General features: G+C 36.1%; 19 protein-coding genes and 1 riboswitch. Of the genes, 16 read left to right on the top strand and 3 right to left on the bottom strand.

Features of this window, described 5'->3' with window-relative positions; all coding sequences use genetic code 11:
• Window positions 1-87 precede the first annotated feature (87 nt).
• The 5 genes from prfA to AC5LXV_RS12360 all read left to right on the top strand — a co-directional run bounded on the left by prfA (window position 88) and on the right by AC5LXV_RS12360 (window position 7,410).
• Window positions 88-1,173, top strand: coding sequence for a peptide chain release factor 1 (gene prfA / locus AC5LXV_RS12380; RefSeq protein WP_493466617.1), 1,086 nt, complete (start codon window positions 88-90; stop codon window positions 1,171-1,173).
• On the top strand, window positions 1,170-2,006 hold the full coding sequence (gene prmC, locus AC5LXV_RS12375; protein ID WP_110433123.1) for a peptide chain release factor N(5)-glutamine methyltransferase: 837 nt from the start codon (window positions 1,170-1,172) through the stop codon (window positions 2,004-2,006). Before prfA ends, prmC begins: the two co-directional genes overlap by 4 nt.
• A gap of 17 nt (window positions 2,007-2,023) precedes the next feature.
• Complete coding sequence (gene kdsA, locus AC5LXV_RS12370) at window positions 2,024-2,878, top strand: 3-deoxy-8-phosphooctulonate synthase (protein WP_493468001.1); 855 nt, start codon at window positions 2,024-2,026, stop codon at window positions 2,876-2,878.
• 446 nt (window positions 2,879-3,324) lie between these two features.
• Complete coding sequence (locus tag AC5LXV_RS12365; RefSeq protein ID WP_493466616.1) at window positions 3,325-4,734, top strand: OprD family outer membrane porin; 1,410 nt, start codon at window positions 3,325-3,327, stop codon at window positions 4,732-4,734.
• Window positions 4,735-4,743: 9 nt separating this feature from the next.
• Window positions 4,744-7,410, top strand: a complete 2,667-nt coding sequence (locus AC5LXV_RS12360) for a beta-N-acetylhexosaminidase (RefSeq protein WP_493466615.1) — start codon at window positions 4,744-4,746, stop codon at window positions 7,408-7,410.
• A 67-nt stretch (window positions 7,411-7,477) separates the two neighbouring features.
• On the opposite strand, the gene rraB is transcribed toward AC5LXV_RS12360, so the two are convergent.
• Window positions 7,478-7,894, bottom strand: coding sequence for a ribonuclease E inhibitor RraB (gene rraB, locus AC5LXV_RS12355; protein WP_493466614.1), 417 nt, complete (start codon window positions 7,892-7,894; stop codon window positions 7,478-7,480).
• A 70-nt stretch (window positions 7,895-7,964) separates the two neighbouring features.
• Between rraB and rnm the strand changes: the two genes are divergently transcribed.
• The 9 genes from rnm to AC5LXV_RS12310 all read left to right on the top strand — a co-directional run bounded on the left by rnm (window position 7,965) and on the right by AC5LXV_RS12310 (window position 16,700).
• Window positions 7,965-8,795: an RNase RNM gene (gene rnm, locus AC5LXV_RS12350; RefSeq protein ID WP_493466613.1), complete on the top strand. Its 831-nt coding sequence runs from the start codon at window positions 7,965-7,967 to the stop codon at window positions 8,793-8,795.
• Between the two features lie 87 nt (window positions 8,796-8,882).
• Window positions 8,883-9,503, top strand: a complete 621-nt coding sequence (locus AC5LXV_RS12345; protein WP_110423090.1) for an L-threonylcarbamoyladenylate synthase — start codon at window positions 8,883-8,885, stop codon at window positions 9,501-9,503.
• A 33-nt stretch (window positions 9,504-9,536) separates the two neighbouring features.
• The gene (locus AC5LXV_RS12340) at window positions 9,537-10,241 is read left to right on the top strand and encodes a DUF3592 domain-containing protein (RefSeq protein ID WP_493466612.1); all 705 of its coding nucleotides are present in this window, start codon (window positions 9,537-9,539) and stop codon (window positions 10,239-10,241) included.
• Window positions 10,242-10,283: 42 nt separating this feature from the next.
• Window positions 10,284-11,165 (top strand): 23S rRNA pseudouridine(2605) synthase RluB, encoded by an 882-nt coding sequence (gene rluB / locus AC5LXV_RS12335; RefSeq protein WP_034882924.1) that lies wholly within the window; start codon window positions 10,284-10,286, stop codon window positions 11,163-11,165.
• Between the two features lie 293 nt (window positions 11,166-11,458).
• On the top strand, window positions 11,459-12,844 hold the full coding sequence (locus AC5LXV_RS12330) for a hypothetical protein (RefSeq protein ID WP_493466611.1): 1,386 nt from the start codon (window positions 11,459-11,461) through the stop codon (window positions 12,842-12,844).
• Between the two features lie 25 nt (window positions 12,845-12,869).
• Entirely contained in the window at window positions 12,870-14,036 is a 1,167-nt protein-coding gene (locus AC5LXV_RS12325) for a hypothetical protein (RefSeq protein WP_493466610.1), read from the top strand.
• Window positions 14,037-14,061: 25 nt separating this feature from the next.
• Entirely contained in the window at window positions 14,062-15,456 is a 1,395-nt protein-coding gene (locus AC5LXV_RS12320) for a hypothetical protein (protein WP_493466609.1), read from the top strand.
• Window positions 15,457-15,467: 11 nt separating this feature from the next.
• Window positions 15,468-16,178 (top strand): hypothetical protein, encoded by a 711-nt coding sequence (locus AC5LXV_RS12315; RefSeq protein WP_493466608.1) that lies wholly within the window; start codon window positions 15,468-15,470, stop codon window positions 16,176-16,178.
• Window positions 16,179-16,340: 162 nt separating this feature from the next.
• A complete protein-coding gene (locus AC5LXV_RS12310) occupies window positions 16,341-16,700 on the top strand; it encodes a hypothetical protein (RefSeq protein WP_493466607.1) in 360 nt (119 codons plus the stop codon).
• A gap of 196 nt (window positions 16,701-16,896) precedes the next feature.
• Here the strand turns inward: AC5LXV_RS12310 and AC5LXV_RS12305 are convergent, their stop codons facing one another.
• Window positions 16,897-17,913, bottom strand: coding sequence for an amidohydrolase family protein (locus AC5LXV_RS12305; protein WP_219999694.1), 1,017 nt, complete (start codon window positions 17,911-17,913; stop codon window positions 16,897-16,899).
• Window positions 17,914-18,330: 417 nt separating this feature from the next.
• Between AC5LXV_RS12305 and AC5LXV_RS12300 the strand changes: the two genes are divergently transcribed.
• Entirely contained in the window at window positions 18,331-18,624 is a 294-nt protein-coding gene (locus AC5LXV_RS12300) for a putative quinol monooxygenase (protein WP_493444993.1), read from the top strand.
• A 44-nt stretch (window positions 18,625-18,668) separates the two neighbouring features.
• Here the strand turns inward: AC5LXV_RS12300 and argS are convergent, their stop codons facing one another.
• On the bottom strand, window positions 18,669-20,402 hold the full coding sequence (gene argS / locus AC5LXV_RS12295) for an arginine--tRNA ligase (RefSeq protein WP_493444992.1): 1,734 nt from the start codon (window positions 20,400-20,402) through the stop codon (window positions 18,669-18,671).
• A gap of 155 nt (window positions 20,403-20,557) precedes the next feature.
• Window positions 20,558-20,666: riboswitch (TPP riboswitch) on the top strand.
• 40 nt (window positions 20,667-20,706) lie between these two features.
• Here argS and thiB point away from each other — a divergent pair.
• A complete protein-coding gene (gene thiB / locus AC5LXV_RS12290) occupies window positions 20,707-21,705 on the top strand; it encodes a thiamine ABC transporter substrate binding subunit (protein WP_493460192.1) in 999 nt (332 codons plus the stop codon).
• Window positions 21,706-21,716: the final 11 nt, after the last annotated feature.

Raw genomic sequence — 21,716 nt, 5'->3', positions numbered from 1 at the left:
TATAAGTAAGCAGAAACTGTATTTTAAAGGCAATTGAGTATATAATGCCGAGCAAATTCATTTAATCATTATCAATTATATAGAGTTATGAAACCTTCAATTATCAGTAAATTGGAAACGTTGCAAGAGCGTTATGAAGAGGTTCAAGCATTACTATCCGATGCAACGGTTATTGCCGATCAAAACCGATTTCGAACCCTTTCGAAAGAATATGCACAATTAACCGATGTGGTTAAGTGTTTTGCTAATTGGCAGCAAACACAAGAAGATATTGAAACAGCTAAAATGATGCTTGCCGATCCTGAAATGAGTGAAATGGCTCAAGAAGAGTTAAACCAAGCATTAAGTCAAGTTGAACAGCAAGAAAAGCAGTTGCAAGTACTTTTATTACCGAAAGATCCAAATGATGACTATAACTGTTTTGTCGAAGTTCGAGCTGGTACTGGCGGCGATGAAGCGGCTATCTTTGCTGGTGATTTAGCCAGAATGTACACTCGCTATGCCGAATCTCGCAATTGGCGTGTTGAAATCATGAGTTTTAATGATGGCGAACATGGCGGTTATAAAGAAGTGATCTTGTTAGTAAGTGGTGATGGTGTTTATGGGCACTTAAAATTTGAATCAGGTGGACATCGTGTTCAACGCGTACCTGAAACCGAATCACAAGGGCGTATTCACACTTCCGCTTGTACTGTGGCGGTTTTACCTGAGATTCCTGAAGCTGAAATGCCAGAGATTAATCCTGCTGATTTAAAAATTGACACCTATCGTTCATCAGGTGCCGGTGGTCAGCATGTTAATACTACTGATTCGGCAATTCGTATTACCCATTTGCCAACCGGGATTGTGGTTGAGTGTCAAGATGAGCGTTCTCAACACAAAAATAAAGCGAAAGCCATGTCAGTGTTAGCCGCGCGCATTCAAGATGCTGAAATGCGTAAACGCCAACAAGAGGAAGCGTCAACCCGACGTAATTTATTAGGTTCTGGTGATCGTTCAGACCGTATCCGAACTTATAACTATCCTCAAGGTCGTGTGACAGATCATCGTGTCAATCTTACCATTTATCGTTTGGATGAAGTGATGGAAGGTAAGTTGGATATGTTAATCGAACCAATTGTTCAAGAATACCAAGCAGATCAGCTTGCAGCGTTATCGGAACAGGATGAATGACCTATTTAGATTGGCTTAAATTTGCGTCGCAAACCTTGACCGAAAGTGAAAGTCCTAAGCGTGATGCTGAAATTTTATTAAGTTTTGTTACGCATAGGACGCGCACCTTTTTAATGGCATTTAGTGAAACCTTATTAACTGATGATGAACTCATAGCTTTAGATGGAAATTTAAAACGGCGTCAAGACGGTGAACCAATAGCGTATATCACCGGTGAAAAAGAATTTTGGTCATTAAAATTTAATGTTTCTAATTCGACTTTAATACCTCGACCTGACACTGAAAAACTGGTCGAGCTTGGTTTAGATTATTTGCCAAAAGTACCTTGTGAAGTATTAGATTTGGGCACAGGTACTGGGGCGATAGCGATTGCCATGGCGACTGAGCGTCCTGACTGCTTATTTACGGCAATTGAAAAGAATAAAGATGCCTTGATATTAGCCCAACAAAATGCCAATCAAATTGGTGTCAATAATGTTTACTTTTTACAAGGTGATTGGTATAAGCCGATTAAAAATCGCAAATTTTCAATGATTACCAGTAACCCGCCTTATATCGATCCAACTGATATTCATCTATCACAAGGCGATGTGCGTTATGAACCGCGCAGCGCTTTAGTGGCTGAGGATAATGGCCTTGCCGATATTAAAGTTATTGTCCAAGGTGCAACCAAACATTTGAACCAATATGGCTGGTTGCTTATCGAACATGGTTGGAAACAAGGCTCAGTAGTCCAAACAATTTTTAAACAACACGGATTTCAATTAGTCGAAACCATCACTGACTACAGTGGCAATGATAGAGTCACCCTTGGTCGTTGGTTTAAACCTTAACTAGGAATAAGTTTATGATTAAACAAAAAAAAGTAAAAGTCGGTAATATCACTGTCGCCAATGATTTACCATTTGTCTTATTTGGTGGCATGAATGTGCTTGAATCGCGTGATTTAGCAATGAAAATTTGTGAACATTATGTCACGGTAACCGACAAACTCAATATTCCTTATATTTTCAAAGCGTCTTTTGACAAAGCGAATCGCTCATCAGTTCACTCATATCGTGGACCGGGGTTAGAAGAAGGAATGAAAATCTTTCAGGAATTAAAACAACAATTCGGCGTAAAAATTATTACTGATGTGCACACTGAAGAGCAGTGTCAACCAGTTGCTGATGTGGTTGACGTTATTCAATTACCAGCCTTTTTAGCAAGACAAACCGATTTAGTTGTAGCAATGGCGAAAACTGGTGCCGTAATTAATGTTAAAAAACCACAGTTTGTGAGCCCAGGTCAAATGGGCAACATTGTCGAAAAATTTGAAGAAGCAGGTAATGATCAAGTAATTCTTTGTGATCGTGGTAGCTGCTTTGGTTATGATAACTTAGTGGTTGATATGCTTGGCTTTAATGTCATGAAGAAAGTCAGCAATGGATCGCCGGTGATTTTCGATGTAACTCATGCATTACAATGCCGTGATCCAATGGGGGCAGCTTCAGGCGGTCGTCGTGGTCAAGTTACTGAATTAGCTCGTTCCGGTATGGCAGTGGGGATTGCGGGATTATTTTTAGAATCACATCCTGATCCAAGCCATGCAAAATGTGATGGTCCATCAGCATTGCCATTAGCCAAACTTGAACCATTCTTACAACAGATGAAAGCCATTGATGAACTCGTTAAAAGCTTTGCTGAGCTTGATACTGAAAACTAATTTAAGTTTAAAATGACTAATAATTAAGAGAAATGCTATGCATTTCTCTTTTTTATTGCCTGTTTTTTATTAGCGACTTGTTTTTAATTATTACTCTTTGCTAATTCCTTTCTTAATGTCATGCCATGTCTTCACCGCAAAATTTAGAAAAAATAATCAATTAATTTATTCGGTAAAAAAAGTGTGGCGAATTTCACAAAAAAAAGCCAAATTTTTAATTTTTTGGTGATTTAGATCACGAATTAAGAACATTTAATTCGCGGACTAAAATATGTTTATGTATTATAAAAATGCATATTTACCTTATCTACACTTTAAATATGTTCAGTAAATATTGTCTAAACAACAATTAAAAGCAGTTGAAAATTTAGTTTAACTTATAAAAACCAATCAAAAGTTGGCAATTTTAATGCTCGTTTACACAGCCTAATTTTAGGGAAGCAACTATGAATAATAATGAATTATTACCCTGCCGTTTAAATCTTTTTACTAAACTTATTTTATCTATCACCGTGTTAACCAGTATATGTCCAGCGCAAGCTGAGTATGCTAGTGATTTTGTCGATGATGCTTCACTAACTGGTAATGTATTTTTCTGGAATCGTGATAGGGAAAGAAAAAATATTGAAGTACATAAATATGAGAAAAATCTTAGACATTCATCATTTAATACCAATTTAGATTTTAAGTCAGGTTATATTGCTGATCGGCTAGCTATTGAATTGGGTGGTTATGGCGCATGGGAAGTCAGTAATGGCGGTAACGGGCATCCGAATGAGATTGGTTTTAGTGGTGCTAATACTCGTTGGAATGAAGATTGGAAAAAAGATGTTAGTGGCTTAAGTTTTTATAAAGCACAACTTAATTTTAAACTTGATGAGTTGTTTTGGATCAAGGCCGGTTATATTCAACCTTCAGGGCAAACTTTATTAGCACCGCATTGGAGTTTATTACCTGGTACTTATCGTGGAGCAGAAGTTGGCACCGTACTTGATTTTGATGCTGCTGGCGCTTTATCTATGTCCTATATGTGGACAGATAAATACAAAGCGCCTTGGTATAAACGCCTCTATGAATTCAAACGCTGGGGAAAAGGCAAAAAAATCGATTTTTTACATTCCGCTGGCCTTAAATACGATTTTAAAAATAATTTAGTGGTAGAAAGCGCATTTGGCCAAGCACAAAATTACATGAATCAGTTTTTTGCTAAAACCTCTTACAAAATGGATGTGTTAGATAATCCTTTAACCATGAGTTACCAATTTTATGGTGCTAAAGATCAATCTCACAAAGGTACCAATGTTTATGATGGTCTAGCGTGGTTGCAAGCAGCGACTTTAGGTTACCAAGTTGGTCCAGTTGGATTCCGACTTGAAGGGGTTTCGGTAAAAGCAGAAGGGGAGCAAGGGTACTTTTTACAACGTATGACACCTGATTATGCATCATCTAATGGACGATTAGATATTTGGTGGAATTCACGTTCTGACTTTAATGCCAATGGCGAAAAAGCCGCATTTTTTGAGGTCACCTATGATTTAGGTCATTTAAACCATTACTTAACGGGTTGGAAAACCGGTGCATCTTATGCTTATGGTTGGGATGCCAAACCAAATTCGACATCAGATAAACGCAAAAATCGCTTAGTAGAATCAGCTTATAATTTCGATTTGGGGTATACCATTCAAGATACTTGGGCAAAAGATACTTCATTCCAATTACACTACACTAAATATAACAACCATGAAAATCATATAAACAGCTGGGAGCATGGATATGGCAATATTTTCCAAGATGAACGCGATATCAAATTTATTGTTACTTTCCCTTTCACCATTTTCAATGCTAAACAAAAATAGGTAACCGATATGAAAAAGTTTAAATCAGCTATACTTGCTACTTCGATCACATCATTATTAACTCTAGGAGCCAGTCAATCGGTTAATGCTTCACAACAAATAGTTGATACGATGAGTTCACAGCTCCGCTTAAATTATCAAATAGTCGATAACAACGCCGTAAATGCAGGGGTAGATTGTGCAGCATTGGGCGCAGATTGGGCTTCTTGTAACAAAGTGACCTTAACGCTTAAAAACACAGGGCCAGCAATAACCAGTAAAGATTGGGCTATCTACTTCCATAATATTCGCATGATTTTAGCGGTTAATAATGATCAGTATAAAATTACCCACGTAACCGGTGATTTACATAAATTAGAACCGACAGAAAAATTTACCAATATTCCTGCTAACGCACAGGTAACTATCCCAGTTATTGGTGAATATTGGCAAATAAGTGAAAGTGATGTGATGCCTCGTTGGTATGTAACTTCAACGGATGCTAAACCTAAAATAATTGCCAACACCAATACTGATTCTGATAATTTGTCGGCATTTGTGGCTCCACTAGGTGAACAATGGAAAATATCACCTAACGATCATAATATTTTAATGACCCCTGAAAGCCGTTACCAACGTAATAGTGACATTAAAAAAATTGCAACAGATTTATTGCAAGGCCAAATTTTACCAACCCCAGTTAAACTTACGGTTGGCAAAGAGACCATTACTCTCAATCAAAACGGTGTTAATTTAATGCTTAATGGCTTAGCACAAGCTAGCCAATCAGTGTTAGCAAGTCATTTTAAACAATTAAATATTGCGGTGACAAAACAAGGTTTTAATGTCAAAGCATCGATTGACAAAACAGCCTTTGAAAAAGGTGTTAATGGCAGTTATAAGCTTGATATAACCTCAGAGGGCGCTACTATTGTCGCCTTTGATGAGAGTGGTATTTTTTATGCTGTAGAATCGATTCTCTCGTCAATTGGCAAATCGTCAATCATTAATACACTTTCAGTTGAAGATGCGCCTCGTTTTGAATATCGTGGAATGATGCTTGACACCGGTCGAAATTTCAAAAGTAAAAAAGCGGTATTACAGTTACTTGATATGATGTCAAAATATAAGATGAATAAATTCCACTTCCATTTAAGTGATGATGAAGGGTGGCGAATTGAGATCCCCGGCCTACCAGAACTCACTGATTTTGGTAGTAAACGTTGTCATGATTTAACTGAAAAACAGTGTCTATTACCGCAACTAGGATCTGGGCCAAACAGTGATAATAATGGTAGTGGCTATTTTACTCGCGCAGATTATATCGAAATCGTTAAATATGCCAATGCGCGATTTATTGAAGTTATTCCAGAAATCGACATGCCAGCCCATGCCAGAGCTGCTATCATGTCAATGGAAGTGAGGTATCAGCGCCTTATGGATCAAGGAAAACCAAATGAGGCTAATGAATATCGATTACTTGACCCAAGTGATACCTCCAATACCACCACAGTACAATTCTATAATCGGCAGAGTTACCTAAACCCATGTTTAGACTCTTCGAAAAAATTTGCTGATAAAGTAATTAGCGAAATAGCCAAAATGCACGTTGAAGCTGGACAACCGATTTCAACATGGCATTTTGGTGGTGATGAGGCTAAAAACATTCACTTCGGCAATGGTTACCAAGATATTCATGCCGCGCAAAAAGAGGCTGGTAAAGGTTTAATCGATCAAAGTGTCGAAGATCATCCATGGGCAAAATCACCAGCATGCCAAACCTTCGTCAAGCAAGGCATAGTAAAAAATATTGAACATTTACCAAGTTATTTTGCGGTTGAAGTGAGTAAAATCATAAAAAATAATGGAATTAATCGCATGCAGGCTTGGCAAGATGGCGTAAAATTTGCCACTAACGCCAAAGCTTTTGCTACCGATGAAGTGGTGGTCAATTTTTGGGATAACTTATATTGGGGCGGGTATGACTCAGTCAATGAGTTTGCCAATAAAGGCTATAAAGTCATCGTATCTAACCCTGATTATGTTTATTTAGATATGCCTTATGAAGTTAATCCAAAAGAAAGTGGTTACTATTGGGCTTCGCGCTTTAATGATGAACGCAAAATATTCAGTTTTGCACCGGATAATTTACCACAAAATGCGGAAACCTCATTCGATCGTAATGGTGATGCATTTGCCGCTAAAGGTACCATGAATTGGCCAGGCGCCTATGGCTTATCAGCACAAATCTGGACGGAAAATATTCGCACCGACGATAAATTGGCCTACATGGCTTATCCTCGACTATTGAGTGTTGCTGAGCGAGCATGGCATAAAGCTGAATGGGAAACCGACTATCAAAAAGATCGTGAATTCCAACAAGGCAAAACGCAATATGTTGATCAGCAACAACTGCGCAATGATTGGAATCACTTTGCTAACTTAATTGGTCAACGAGAATTAGCTAAATTAGATCTTGCTTCAATTAACTATCGTCTTCCTGTTCCTGGAGCGAAGATTGAAGATGGCAAATTAGTTGCTAATGTTGTTTTTCCTGGCTTAACTATCGAATATTCAACCGATAAAGGCGAAAATTGGCAGGCTTACAACGGTCCGGTAGCGGTAAATGGCGCGGTTTCGATCCGCAGTGTTTCGACTGATAATAAAAGAACAAGTCGTGTTGAACAGCTGAAATAAGCATTTTAACTATTCCTATCCGTTTATTGGCGGATAGGAATAGTCTTAATTAAAAAGCTATTATTCATTAATGAATGGTTTCATTAGCTTCATCATCAAATTCGTCATCAAATTCGTCATCAAATTCGTCATCACTACCATCTTCGAAATAGGTTCCCCAACCGTCATAATTAACGTTAAATTGGTTTGCCAGTGTAATGATTTCGGCAATTTGCGCATTTATTAACTCAGCATCTAATGGACTTTCAGTAATAATGTCAAAACCGATAACAAAATTACCTGTATCATCAACATCTTCATCTGGATCAGTTGCCTCGTAGCCTAATTTATAAGCCTCGACTGCTACTTTTTCTAACTTATCAAAGTTTTGTGATGAAATATGATGTTCAATAATGTAGAGCGCATGCGGATCACTACCGTCTTCTAAAAGTTCTTGAATAATAGCTAGCGTGTCTTGCTGAGCAAGTTGAATTTGATCTTTCATAATATACCTTTTAGTGGTCGTGCAAATTGTGTGGTATATTACACTTTTAAAAATAATTTTCGAGAAAAAAGTGATCGTCGACTTACATTCGCACACTACTGCATCAGATGGTATTTTAACCCCAAGTGAACTAGTTAGAAGAGCTGCTGATAATCAAATCAGTATGTTAGCAATTACTGATCACGATACAGTCAAAGGTTTGCCAGAAGCAAAAGAGACCATCGTGCGTGAAAACATACCAGTAAAATTAATTTATGGCGTAGAAGTTTCAACCATATGGAAACATAACGAAATTCATATTGTTGGCTTGAATGTCGATGTTGAAAATTCGCAGTTGCTTGAACTGTTATTAGCTCAAAAGCAAGGGAGAATTGATAGGGCAATTAGCATTAGTGAAAAATTGGCTAAAGTGAGCATCCATGATGCCTATGAGCAAGCTCAACAATTCTCCAAAGGTGATATTGTTTCGCGTTCCCATTTTGCTCGTTTTTTAGTGGCGAGTGGTTATGTGAAAGATATCAAACAAGCGTTTAAAAAATATTTAGGCAAAAGTGGTTATGCATATGTTCCGGCAAACTGTTGTAGCATTGCCGATGCGGTTAATGTGATCCATGCCGCTGGTGGACAAGCGGTTTTAGCTCACCCATCTCGTTATGATTTAACCTTGACTAAATTAAAATTATTAATTAATGAATTTAAAACCTATGGTGGTGATGCCATTGAAGTTTCACAAAGTCGACAAACTCAAGAAGATCTACAGCAACTAGCCAAATTGGCTAATGAATTTGAATTGTTGGCCTCACAAGGTTCGGATTTTCATGATTTGGTAAATTATCTTGATTTAGGTAAAACAGCGCCATTACCGGGCAGCGTTACGCCAATTTGGTCTGATTGGCGCTGATATTAGATCACGCATTTAATTTGTTAAACCATGACAAAAAACTCGTTCCTTACATTTTTTAATCAGCAATTATGAAAGAAGATTATTATGAGCCAGACCTTTTATATACACCCGGATAATCCACAAACCAGATTATTGGATCAAGTTGTCAAAATATTAAATGACGGTGGAGTGATAGCATTTCCTACTGATTCAGGTTACTCACTAGGCTGTTTACTTGATAACAAATATGGCGTAGATCGTATTTGTCAAATCCGAAATCTGGATAAGCACCATAACTTCACATTAATGTGTCGCGATCTATCGGAACTCTCATCTTATGCATATGTCGATAACACCACCTTTCGGTTATTGAAAAATAACACGCCAGGTAAATATGTCTTTATTTTGCAAGCCAGCAAAGAAGTACCTCGACGATTAATGAACGAAAAACGCAAAACAATAGGATTGCGTATTCCGGATAATAAGATCGATTTAGCGCTTCTTGAATTGTTAGGGCAACCTTTAATGACCACCACTCTCATTTTACCGGATGAAAATGAAGCCCAATCCGATCCTGAAGAAATCGAAGATAAAATCGGTCACCAACTCGATGCTATCGTTCATGGCGGTTACATTAGCGAACAACCAACCACGGTTATTGATTTGACCAATGATTATCCAGATATTATTCGAAAAGGTAGCGGTGATATAACACCTTTTGAATAAAATAAAATTAAGCAATTAACAAGAAAAAATAAAATGAAGAAAATAATGTCGGTTATTTTAGTGCTTAGTATTGGATTAATGTTATTTTTAGGATTTTTCTCTATCAAACAGATAAATTTTATTAATTCATCACTAATAACTACCGGCACTGTGGTTGACTTAGAAGTCTCCTATATAAGAAACTCTGATGGCACACGATCATTATCTTATCATCCTATCTTCTTATTTGTAGATAACCATCAACGAGTAAGAAAGCTTCAATCCGATGTCGGTAGTAATCCGCCCACTTATCGCAAAGGAGAGGTGGTTGAGATTATCTACAATCCTGAAAATCCTGACCATGCAAAAATTAATAACCTTTTCACCTTGTGGTTTACTGAAATTATTATTGGGATATTGGCAATTGTCCTATTTTTAATTAGCGGGAGTTATTTTTATTTTAATGTTAGAAAAAACCGATTTAAGCGTAAAATGCTAACCAATGGTCGACAAGTTGAAGCACAAATAACTTCGATTGAGGTTAATACAGCCATAGTTATTCAAGGCCGCTCCCCTTATGTCATTTACAGTCAGTGGCAAGATAAATTAACCCCTGATGATATATATATTTTTAAAAGTGAAAATATTTGGTTTGATCCGACGCCTTTCATCAATAGAGAGAGCATAACCGTCTATATTGATGTAGTAAATGCAAAACGCTATTATGTCGATATTAGTTTTTTACCTAAGGTAAAATAAATCATCCTTAAATAGAGATACCTGTGAAGGTAGCGAGGCAAAATGAAAAAATTGAATTCTGAAAAATTACAAAAAGTGTTAGCCAATTTAGGCAATGGCTCACGTCGTGAAATTGAAGCGATGATCGTTGCGGGCAAAATTAGTGTTGACGGTAAAATTGCAACATTAGGTGACCGGGTCGATGTTAATGCCAACCCTAAAATTCGTATTAATGGCCACTTGGTGCAATTAAGAAGTAAAGAAAAAGAGGTCTGTCGAGTACTTGCTTATTACAAGCCAGAAGGCGAGATCTGCTCTCGCCATGATCCGCAAGGTCGTGCTAACGTATTTGAACGATTACCACGCTTAAAAAATGCTCGTTGGATCAATATTGGTCGACTTGATATAAATACATCGGGTTTATTGCTATTCACAACAGATGGTGAACTAGCTAATCGCCTTATGCATCCAAGGCATGAAATTGAACGCGAATACGCCGTTCGCGTATTTGGTAATATTACTGACCAACAACTTAATCAACTTCGCAAAGGCGTTCAGTTAGAAGATGGTCCTGCTGCATTTAACTCCATCAAACCACAAGGCGGTGATGGACTAAATCAATGGTTTAATGTGGTTATTACCGAAGGTCGTAATCGAGAAGTTCGTCGTATGTGGGAAGCCATTGATGTTCAAGTTAGTCGCTTACTTCGTATTCGCTATGGTAATATCACGTTACCAAAAGGTTTATCGCGAGGTACATGGATGGAACTGGGTATTGATTCAGTTAATTATTTACGCCAATTAGTCGGCTTACCTGCTGAAGTCAAAAGCTTTACCACTAAGTCATCTTCCGACAAACGCATAGCCAAACCGAAACGACCGAAACTTAATCAGACAAGCAGATCTACTCGTCAAAAAGTGAATAAAAAACCGACACGAATGTAAAATTTTGCTAACCCTTAAATAAAAATGACTATTTTATTTAAGGGTAACATCATCCCGCCAATTAATTTTAAACATTTACCAAAACCACTAATAGCATTTATTGTTAATAATTAATAACAAATAGTAAAAAAAGTAGCAATAAAAGTTAATAATTAGCTAAAAGTTTAGCATAAACTCAACCAACAGTTTTTTCATAAACTGATAAAAATCTCCATTTTTATATAAACATATCAAAAATGGATATGAAATACTTGAAATAACTAGTAGAAAAAAGAAGTAAAGAAAGGAAGTTTATGCGCACGATTATTGCTATTTTTTGTATATTTTTATTAACGGCATGCCATACGCGAACAGCTGAAGATGCATTTAAGGAAGGTCGCTATATAGAAAGTATCAATCTTTTAGCTGCCAGTTTGGATGAAAAAGGGCCAGCAAAGTTTGAACAACAGGACGCTAAGCGCCTACAAACTATTGTTAGTAATGTAATGCAGTTTTACGAAAAAGACCTAAATCACTTCCATCAATATGATTATCCTCAAAAAATAGATGCATATAAGCATTTATTAACTATGAAAGAGATATTAAGTCATCGCTTTTATTCTGATCACATCAGTTTTTTCAATGATAAATATGACACTAGGCAATTAAAGCAAACTCTTGCTAAAGAGTATTATGATTATGGTAATTACCTCACTGGCACTGACAGTGAAAGTTATCGAACAAAAGCCGAATTATTTAAAAATAGTTTGTCATACGACAATTATAAAAATGCCGCCACTTTATATAAAAATGCCAATACTAAATATATGCAGATGGCAGCCAAAAATTACTATGACCAAGGTAAACAATTCGAACAACAGGGAAATTATAAAGCTGCTGCTCAAGCCTTTAGTCAGGCTTCATCGATATACAAACCACTTGGTAAATATAAAGATAGTGATAAACTTGCGAAAGATAATGACAAAAAATATGCTACCCAGCAGGCTCAAGAGGCTTATCAACAAGCTAAACAACTGGCAATGAATGCGACAAAGCGTTATGAATATCGAGAAGTTGCCAAGTATTATGCGCAAGCAGCATCTATATATCGGCCATATGGACAATATTTTGACGCCAGTTCATTAGCTGATACTTATGCTAAAAAAGGCATAATTAAAGTTTATTACTATGGTTCAAGTTTCACTGATGAAATAAGAGATAAATTAAGTGCAAATTATATCCAATTTGCCAATTACTCGAGTAGTGCAGAGATAGATATTCGAATTGACTTTAAAAGTGATTTTGTCGATCTAGATAAATCAGTAACCAATGAAACTAAGATTGAGCAAGTCTTTGATAAATATATTGAAGCAAAAGATAAAAACGGTAATACAACTCAAATCAAAACTTACAAAGATCAACGATATAACTTACAAACAGTAACTCATAGTAACAAATTAACCTTAACGGCTAGCATTGAGGTTCACGGTATCTATAGTTATAGCAAATCATTTAAAATTCAAGAATCCTCAGTTAAACATGACTATATTTATAGTGGTAATGTACCTACCAGATTTCATAATCACAGTGATGGTCGCTTAAAATCGAAAGATGATTTATACACTCAAGCCAAAAGAGATTTATTATCCGAGCTAAACTCAAGATTAGACGATATTGCCAAAGATCTTTCGTACCTTTAATGGACAATTTTTAATAAGGAAAAATATGATGAGAATTATTACTACTTTTTTAATGATGTTTTTATTAATTGGTTGTACACATCAACGGACATATCGAGATGTTTATGCGGAAAGAAATTATCTTGAAAGTATCAATTTGTTAGCTACTACAATAGAAGGAAAAAGTGAAGCAAACTTTAAGAAAACTGATGCCGCACAGCTGCGTCAGTTAGTGACTGATGTAATGAACAAATATGAAGATGAATTAGCCAGCACCAATAACACAGATTATAAAAAGCGCATTGAAATCTATCAAAAACTGTTAGAGATGAACAAGCGTTTAAGTAATCGTTTTTACAGTGCGGAATTAGTGAACTTTTTCGATAAATATCCTGATGAAAGTTTGAGGCAAAACATTGCTAAAGATTTCTATGACCAAGGGGTAAATTTCGAAACCCAAAACGACTATAAAGCTGCAGCTGAGGCATTTAGTCAAGCATCATCAATATATCAACCACTAAGTAAATATAAAGACAGTGATAAACGCGCTTATGATAATGCTAAAAAACACGCTACTTTAATGGCCGAAGAGGCTTATCAGCAAGCAAAAATGCTTTCGAAAAACGCAACCCTACGCCTAGAATATCGTCAAGTCGCCAAATATTATGAGCAAGCCGTAGATGCTTATCGTCATTATGGACATTATAAAGATGCGGCTTCTTTAGCTAACACTTATAAACGCAAAGGAATAATAAAAGTTTATGGCTATGGTTCTGAATACTTTTCTGACATAAAATTGGCTCTAAATAAAGATTATATCACTTTTGTTACTTCTCCTATTGACGCTGATCTCAAAATTAAAATAACTTCTGATAAAGAATATAAAGTAACAAACACACAGATTGACATGCCAAACACCCGAAAAGTATTTGATAAATACATAGAACATATCGATGCTCAAGGGAATAGCATTCAAATCCCAACGTTAAAAGATGAAACTTACTATACGAAATTGGATACTACTAACAATATTTTAAGCCTAAAGACTGTAGTAATGATGAAAGGACTTATTGACTTTTCTGACACTATGTATGCAATAACTTCAAGCTATTATGAAAATGATGATGATTTACTACCAGTAGCAAAAAGAGAACAGATCACTAAATTAAGATCATTGCTAGAAAGTATTGCTCAAAAACTTTCTTCCCTTTAATGGACAATTTTTAATAAGGAAAAACATGATGAGAATTATTATTGCCGGTTTATTAATGTTTTTATTAGTGAGTTGTACTTACGAACGCACATCTCAAGATGCTTATGCTGAGGGAAACTATGTTGAAAGCATCAATCTATTAGCGGCAAAAATAGAGGAAAAAAGTGAAGAAAACTTTAAGCAAACTGATGCCGAAAAACTCAGTAAGTTAGTAACTGATGTGATGAACAAATATGAGGATGAATTAACTAGCACCAATAAGATTGATTATAAAAAACGCATTGATGTTTATGAAAAGTTATTAGAGATTAACCAACGCTTAAGTAACCGTTTTTACAGTGCTGAATTGGTGTTCTTTTTTGATAAATATTCTGATGAAGACTTGAGGCAAATCATTGCTAAAGATTTCTATGACTATGGTAATTCAATCACTGGTACTGATTCTGACAGTTATCATACAAAAGCTGAGTTATATAAAAGTGGTTTGTCTTACTACAGTTATAAAAATATTGCTACTTTATATAAAAATGCTAATACCAAATATATGCAGATTGCCGCTAAAGATTTCTATGATCAAGGTAGAAATTTCGAAAAACAGAAAGATTATAACGCTGCGTCTGAGGCATTTAGTCAAGCATCATCAGTATATCAACCACTAGGTAAATATAAAGACAGTGATAAACGCGCTTATGATAATGCTAAAAAACACGCTACTTTAATGGCCGAAGAGGCTTATCAAACAGCTAAAAAACTGGCAAAAGGCGCTGACAGCCGCTCAACTTTTCGTTCAGTTGGCGAATATTATTGGCAAGCCGCAGACGTATATAGTCGTTTTGGACGTTATAAAGATGCAGCTTCTTTAGCTGAAAAGTATCATAATAAAGGTTTAATATCGGTTTATTTTCATTCTGACGATCTCTGTTCTGATGTAGGCTCAGCTTTTTCTGCTGATTATCTCTACTTTGTCAGTTCTTTATCTAGTGCAGATGTCATAATTAGTGTGACTTGTAATAGCCGTTATTACTCCCCTCAACAATCGTATAACATGGAAATAAAACGCGAAAAAGTATTTGATAAATATGTAGAACAGACCGATGATCAAGGGCATACAACTCAGGTCGAAACTTTTAAAGAAGTGTCTTACAACGAGTCAACCAGAACTTATCGCAATAGCTTAACATTATCGACTGAAGTAAGCGTTAGAGGACTTATTAGTTCAAGTAGCTCATTTACTATAGAAAAATCTTCAGAAAAATATGAGGTTAATTATTGGGGTGGAGATGTACCTTCACATGTACATGACTATAACGAAGGTGTTTTAGAATCTCCAGATGAATTAGAACAAAGAGCTAAAAGCGAACAAAGCAGTCAATTAAGATCAATAATTGAAAGTATTGTTAAAGATCTTTCATACCTATAAAGGACAACTTTATGAAAATTAAAAAATTAATGAAAATTATTTTGGCCTCTTTATCAATATTTCTATTAGTTGCTTGTGCCCACCAACGCACATATCAAGATGCTTATGAAGAAGGAAACTTTCTGCAAAGCATCAATCTATTAGCGGGAACAATAGAAGAAAAGAGTGAAGGAAATTTTAAGCAAACTGATGTAGAAAAACTGCATGAGTTAGTGGCTGAAATGATGAATAAATATGAGACTGAATTAGCGAATACCATTAAATCTGATTATGAAAACCGCATTGAAATCTATCAAAAATTATTAGAGATGTCCCTGCGTTTGACTAATCATTATTATAGTCCGCAATTAGCCTTCTTTTTGGATAAATATTCAAGTGAAGGTTTAAAACAAAAATTAGCTAATATTTATATTGAACAAGCAAACGCTATCCTCGCTATATATCCTGGAGATTATGAGAAAAGAGCAATTTTATATAAAAAATCATTAGATTGGTATTATGATAAAGATATCGAAAAAGCTTATATTTACTCTGATACTAGATACCGGCAACTTGAGGCAGAAGTATTATACAAACTTGCCAAACAACAAATACAATTAGGAGATTATAGTACAGCGGTAACTTGTTTTAGAACGATTATCGATATTTATAAGCCTTTAGGTCATTACAAAGACACTAAAGAATTAACTAATTACTATGAAAAAAAAATGATCAAACGTTAAGCTTATAATTGATATTCACAAGGTGAAAATACAGCTAAAGATGCGATACGACATTATTAATATCGACAGGCAGCAACAAATATTTATGCAAAGTATGGTAATTATCGAGATTCGCAACAAAAAGCAATAAGTTATGCTGACCAAGGTAAAATAAGACTATAGGTGACAGGTAATACAAATTCATTTTCTAATTTTGTTGAAGATTATTTCAAAAATGATGATGCTATTATGTTAGTTAACAACAGCAGAAATAGTGACATTACTATTAATCTTAGCGAAGATGAGCGATATTCGGATGATGGTGGTTCAGTAACAAATGACACTAAAAAGAATGGTGAAAAAGAATATAATTTACAAACTGGAACATTGGTAAATAATTATAGTTTAAACCTTAGCGTATATCTTTTTGAATTAAACGGTTATTCTGAGAGATTTTCAGCTGAAAAAAGTTCAAGACAAGTTAAGTATACCTATACTGGTGATAAACCTAGTTACGAATTTGATAGTACAGACGGTAATTAATATTCTCGTAGTGAATTAAGACAACAAGCAGAGGATGATATAAAATCAAGTTTTAGCAATTACCTTTCTAGGCTTTCTTCAGCAATTCATCAATTATAAATAACAATCAATAAATATAATCCCACTCAGTTATTCTCTAGGTGGGATTTTTATTTTTAAAGATGACTAAATCTCAGTTAAATTTTTAATCAAACAATTATTCAATGCCTAATACCATTCGCCCATTTTTGGTGGCAACATTTACCACATTATCTAAATCTGTATAACGACAGCCAGTGACTAATAATTTAAGCTCTTCCCACATATTACCGGTTGAAAAAGGTAACATATAATCACTGACGTTATCAGTCCCAATTGCCACCGGTATCCCGGCGGCAGCAAGTTCATCGACTGGCGTTAATGAATTGCGGGTTGGGCCATGTTCTTCACGGCGTGGGCTATCAATCCAAGCAAATGGGCAAGCAATTACCATCATTTTAGCTTCTTTCATTTTTTGGTAGAGTTTTTGACGATATTGCAAACTATGAGCAGTAATTGAAATACTATGAATGGCCACCACGCGACCATGCATATTATGCTCAATGGTTTTATCAGTTAATTGTTCGGTTTCGATCTCATCCGATGAATTAAATTGGTCAACATGCACATGCACCATCTTGCCTAATGATTTACCGGTCTGCATTAACACATCTAAATGTTTAAGTCCCATTCCTTCACCATGATCGCGCTCATCACGACGAGGTAAACCACCGATAATATCGACTAAATCAGCGCCTTTATCAAACCAATAACGTGCTTCTTTATCAATTACCCCTTTGAGGGTTTGGTTGACTAATTTAATGATAATGTCACTTTTATAGGTCTCACGCGCTCGCAACGCTCCTCGAATTGCGCGCTCTTCAGCAATCGGGTCGATATCGACAAACGACCCCATGGCAGTTACACCTTGTTCAATCATACGCTCAACCGCCATGCTAAAATGCCGGTAATAATCATCTTCGGTCATTGCCGCTTTGACTTTATCCAGCGTATCCCATTTTTCAATCAGAGTTTGTTTTTGATAGACATCAAAACTATCGACAGTGATTGTAAAAGCACGATCAGCATGCATATGTGAATTAACCCAACCACCATTTTGCTTAATTTTATTCATCAAATATGCTTTTAAACTTTGGTCTCGACTGGTTGATAACATTGTTTTATTATCGGTCATAATGTGCCTCTACAATTCAGTTACTATTAAGATTTAAATCGACAAAAAAAATCCTCCAAAAAGGAGGATCAAAATGACTTACACGGGTTATTGTTTGCGATGACTAAATTATTATTTTTCATAGAATATTTATTGCTAGGTTCTAATAAGTTGTCGAGAATTCTAATGTTTTTATTGATAAGATCAAGTACTTTAATTTTAAAAATATCTAAATAAATGAAATGGTTAAAGTATTATTTTTGAGATTATTTAACAGCAAAATAGTTTTTTGCGCTCAGCGATGGGCAATTATTAAATTTTACCACTCTAACTTATTATTTAATACTAAGTATCGTGGTCGAAAAAATGAGATTAGCATAAAAACGATTTATTAATTATAGTGTGAATCATAAATTAATTTGTTCTAAAGGAAAATATATGACACCACTCAATATTATAGCCACAATTACGGTTAAACCAGAATTTCAAGAGGCATTTACCCCTATTTTTAAACGATTAGTTACTGGTAGTCGAGCTGAAGCAGGTTGCTTGCGTTATGAGCTTAATCAAAGTATTGAAAATCCGAATGTTTATATTGTAGTAGAAAGGTGGCAATCACAGCAGGCGATCGACTTACACAATACCACTGCGCATTTTGTTGAATTCGCCAATTTTGCAAAGGATCATGTTGATGGATTATCGATTTCAGTCGTTAAACAGGTCGACATCTAATAGGTAAAATCACCGACACTCAAAAGTGTCGGTGGCTTATCATATTACATCTTATCAACCGTTTTGATACCCAGCATATCCAAACCGGTCTTAAGCGTTTTCGCGGTTAAAGAGGCCAGTTTTAAACGGCTCAGTTTCAACTCTTCATTTTCAGCCGCTAAAATAGGGCAGTGCTCATAGAAACTGGAGAATAGAGTCGCTATATCATACAAATAAGCACAAAGCACATGTGGAGTTCCCTCTGCGGCGACGTTGGAAATCGTTTCATCAAATTGAATTAATCGAATGGCTAAGGCACGCTCTTTGTCGGTACTTAAATTGATATTACCTGTTAAGCTATTTTCACTGATATTAGATTTTCTAAATACCGAAAGTACACGAGTATAAGCATATTGCAAATAAGGCGCGGTATTGCCTTCAAATGACAACATATTATCCCAATCAAATACATAATCGGTGGTACGATTTTTCGATAGATCAGCATATTTCACGGCACCAATTGCCACCGCATCAACCACTTGAGCCAGTTCCGCTGTAGAAAGCTCAGGATTCTTACTTTTAATTAAGGCTTCTGCACGTTCAGTTGCCTCATCAAGTAGATCATTTAATTTAACGGTATCACCGGAACGAGTTTTAAACGGTTTGCCATCTTTACCAAGCATCATACCAAACATATGGTGTTCTAGTTTCAACGATTCTGGAACATATTTAGCTTTATGGACAATCGTCCAAACTTGTTCTAAATGTTGATGTTGACGAGAATCAGTATAATAAAGAATACGATCAGCGTGTAACGTTTCATAACGGTATTTAGCACAAGCGATATCGGTTGTTGCATATAGGTAGCCACCATCACGTTTTTGGATGATAACGCCCATCGGTTCGCCTTCTTTATTTTTATACTCATCTAAAAATACCACAATGGCGCCTTCACTCTCAACGGCTAATTTTTTCTGTTTTAAATCGGCAACAATACCCGGTAGCATACTGTTATAAATGCTTTCGCCCATGGTATCTTCAACTGTTAATGTTACATTTAATCGTTTATAAGTTGCGATGTTTTGTGTCATGGTAATATCAACAAGCTTACGCCACATATCACGACAATACTCATCGCCACCTTGGAGTTTAACTACATAATTTCGTGCTTTTTCAGCAAAGACTTCATCTTCATCATAATGTTTTTTAGCAGCACGATAGAAAGATTCTAAATCCGACAGTTGCATATCGTTGGCATGTTCATTTTGCATCTTTTCCAGATAAGCAATCAACATACCAAATTGAGTACCCCAATCACCAACATGGTTAGCTCGAATAACATTGTGACCTAAGAAAGATAATACCCGCACACTGGCATCACCAATAATGGTTGAGCGTAAATGACCAACGTGCATCTCTTTGGCAACGTTTGGTGCAGAGTAATCAACCACAATGGTTTGCGGTTTGGCTGGTAAGGTAATATTCAGTTTATCACTACTTAAAGCCAATTCGTTCTGATCGGCAATCCAACTATCTTTTAAAAAGATATTAATAAAACCGGGACCTGCAATTTCCACTTTATCGGCAATATCATCAATATCAAGATGTTGCAAAACCTTCTCTGCCAATGCTCGTGGTGGCATAGCCAATTTTTTAGCGGTAGACATGATACCATTAGCTTGATAGTCACCAAATTGAACTTTAGCTGATTGCTTGATTAAAGCATCACAATTTTTATCGGCACCTGCCATAATCATTGCTTGGGAAACTCGTTGCGTTAGTAATTGTTGAATATTCACACTATACCTAATCGATAAGAAATAAATGAGGCATATAATACCGACAAACGTAACAATTGTCACTGATTGGCTGATATCTAACATCTATTGCGCAATTATCTGGCTATCGACAAAACGCTTGTTTACAATTCTACTTGCTCACACTAAACTATTTATTGTTCTCAACGGGGTGCCCTGGAGGGCTGAGAGTGTCAGAGTGACTGACATAACTCGTCGAACCTGAACTGGATAATGCCAGCGGAGGGATTTGAGTTAATATATCTGCTCAAACCTTTTGTCTTTTACTAATTACTTTGGAGGCAAAATGTTTCGTAAAAACTTTTTACTATCTGTTATTTTTTCCTTATCACTGTTTAGCCAATTAGCCAATGCTGAACTTCCTACCTTAACCGTATATAGCTATAACTCATTTATGTCACAATGGGGGCCGGGTGAGGTGATAAAAAAAGGGTTTGAAGCGCAGTGCAACTGCCAGCTTGATGTTGTCACTTTAGGTGATGGGGTTTCGGTTTTAAATCGTATTCGCCTTGAAGGTGATAAAACTAATGCTGATGTTATTTTAGGACTTGATAATAACTTGTTAGAACAGGCAAAACAAGCCAATCTGCTTATTCCACATCAAATCGCTAAACCGGACAATCTTAATACCAATTGGTGGGACGATAGCTTTATGCCTTATGATTTTGGGTATTTTGCTTTTATCTACAATATAGACAAAGTCAAAAATCCACCTCACTCTTTACATGAACTGGTCGACAATAAAGCGGGTTGGAAGATCATCTATCAAGATCCAAGAACTAGCACGCCAGGACTCGGTTTACTCTTTTGGATGAAAAAAGTGTATGGTGACAATGCAGCAAATGCATGGCAACAAGTGGCTAAAAACACCGTAACTGTTACTAAAGGTTGGAGTGAAGCTTATGGCATGTTCTTAAAAGGTGAGGCCGATTTGGTACTCAGCTATAATACCTCTCCGGTGGCGCATATCATGAACGAAAATGATCGCCATTATCAAGCGGCTATTTTTGATGAAGGACATTATCGTCAAGTAGAGGTGGCAGGTATCATAAAATATAGTCAAGAGGTCGACTTAGCTCGACAATTTTTACGCTATTTACTCACGCCAGAAGTGCAACGCCAATTTGCTGAAAAAAATGTGATGTATCCAATTATTAAAACCGATATCCCTAATGCCTTTGCACAAATTAATTCGGTAAATAGATCGCTAGAATTTAAACCAGAAGAGATCGAAAAACATCAGAAAGCTTGGATTCGAGAGTGGCAATCGGCAATTAGTAAATAGTTTTGCCTTAG

The organism is Gilliamella sp. LMG 34359 (genome assembly GCF_984569085.1).
This window is presented reverse-complemented; position numbering and strand designations above follow the sequence as displayed.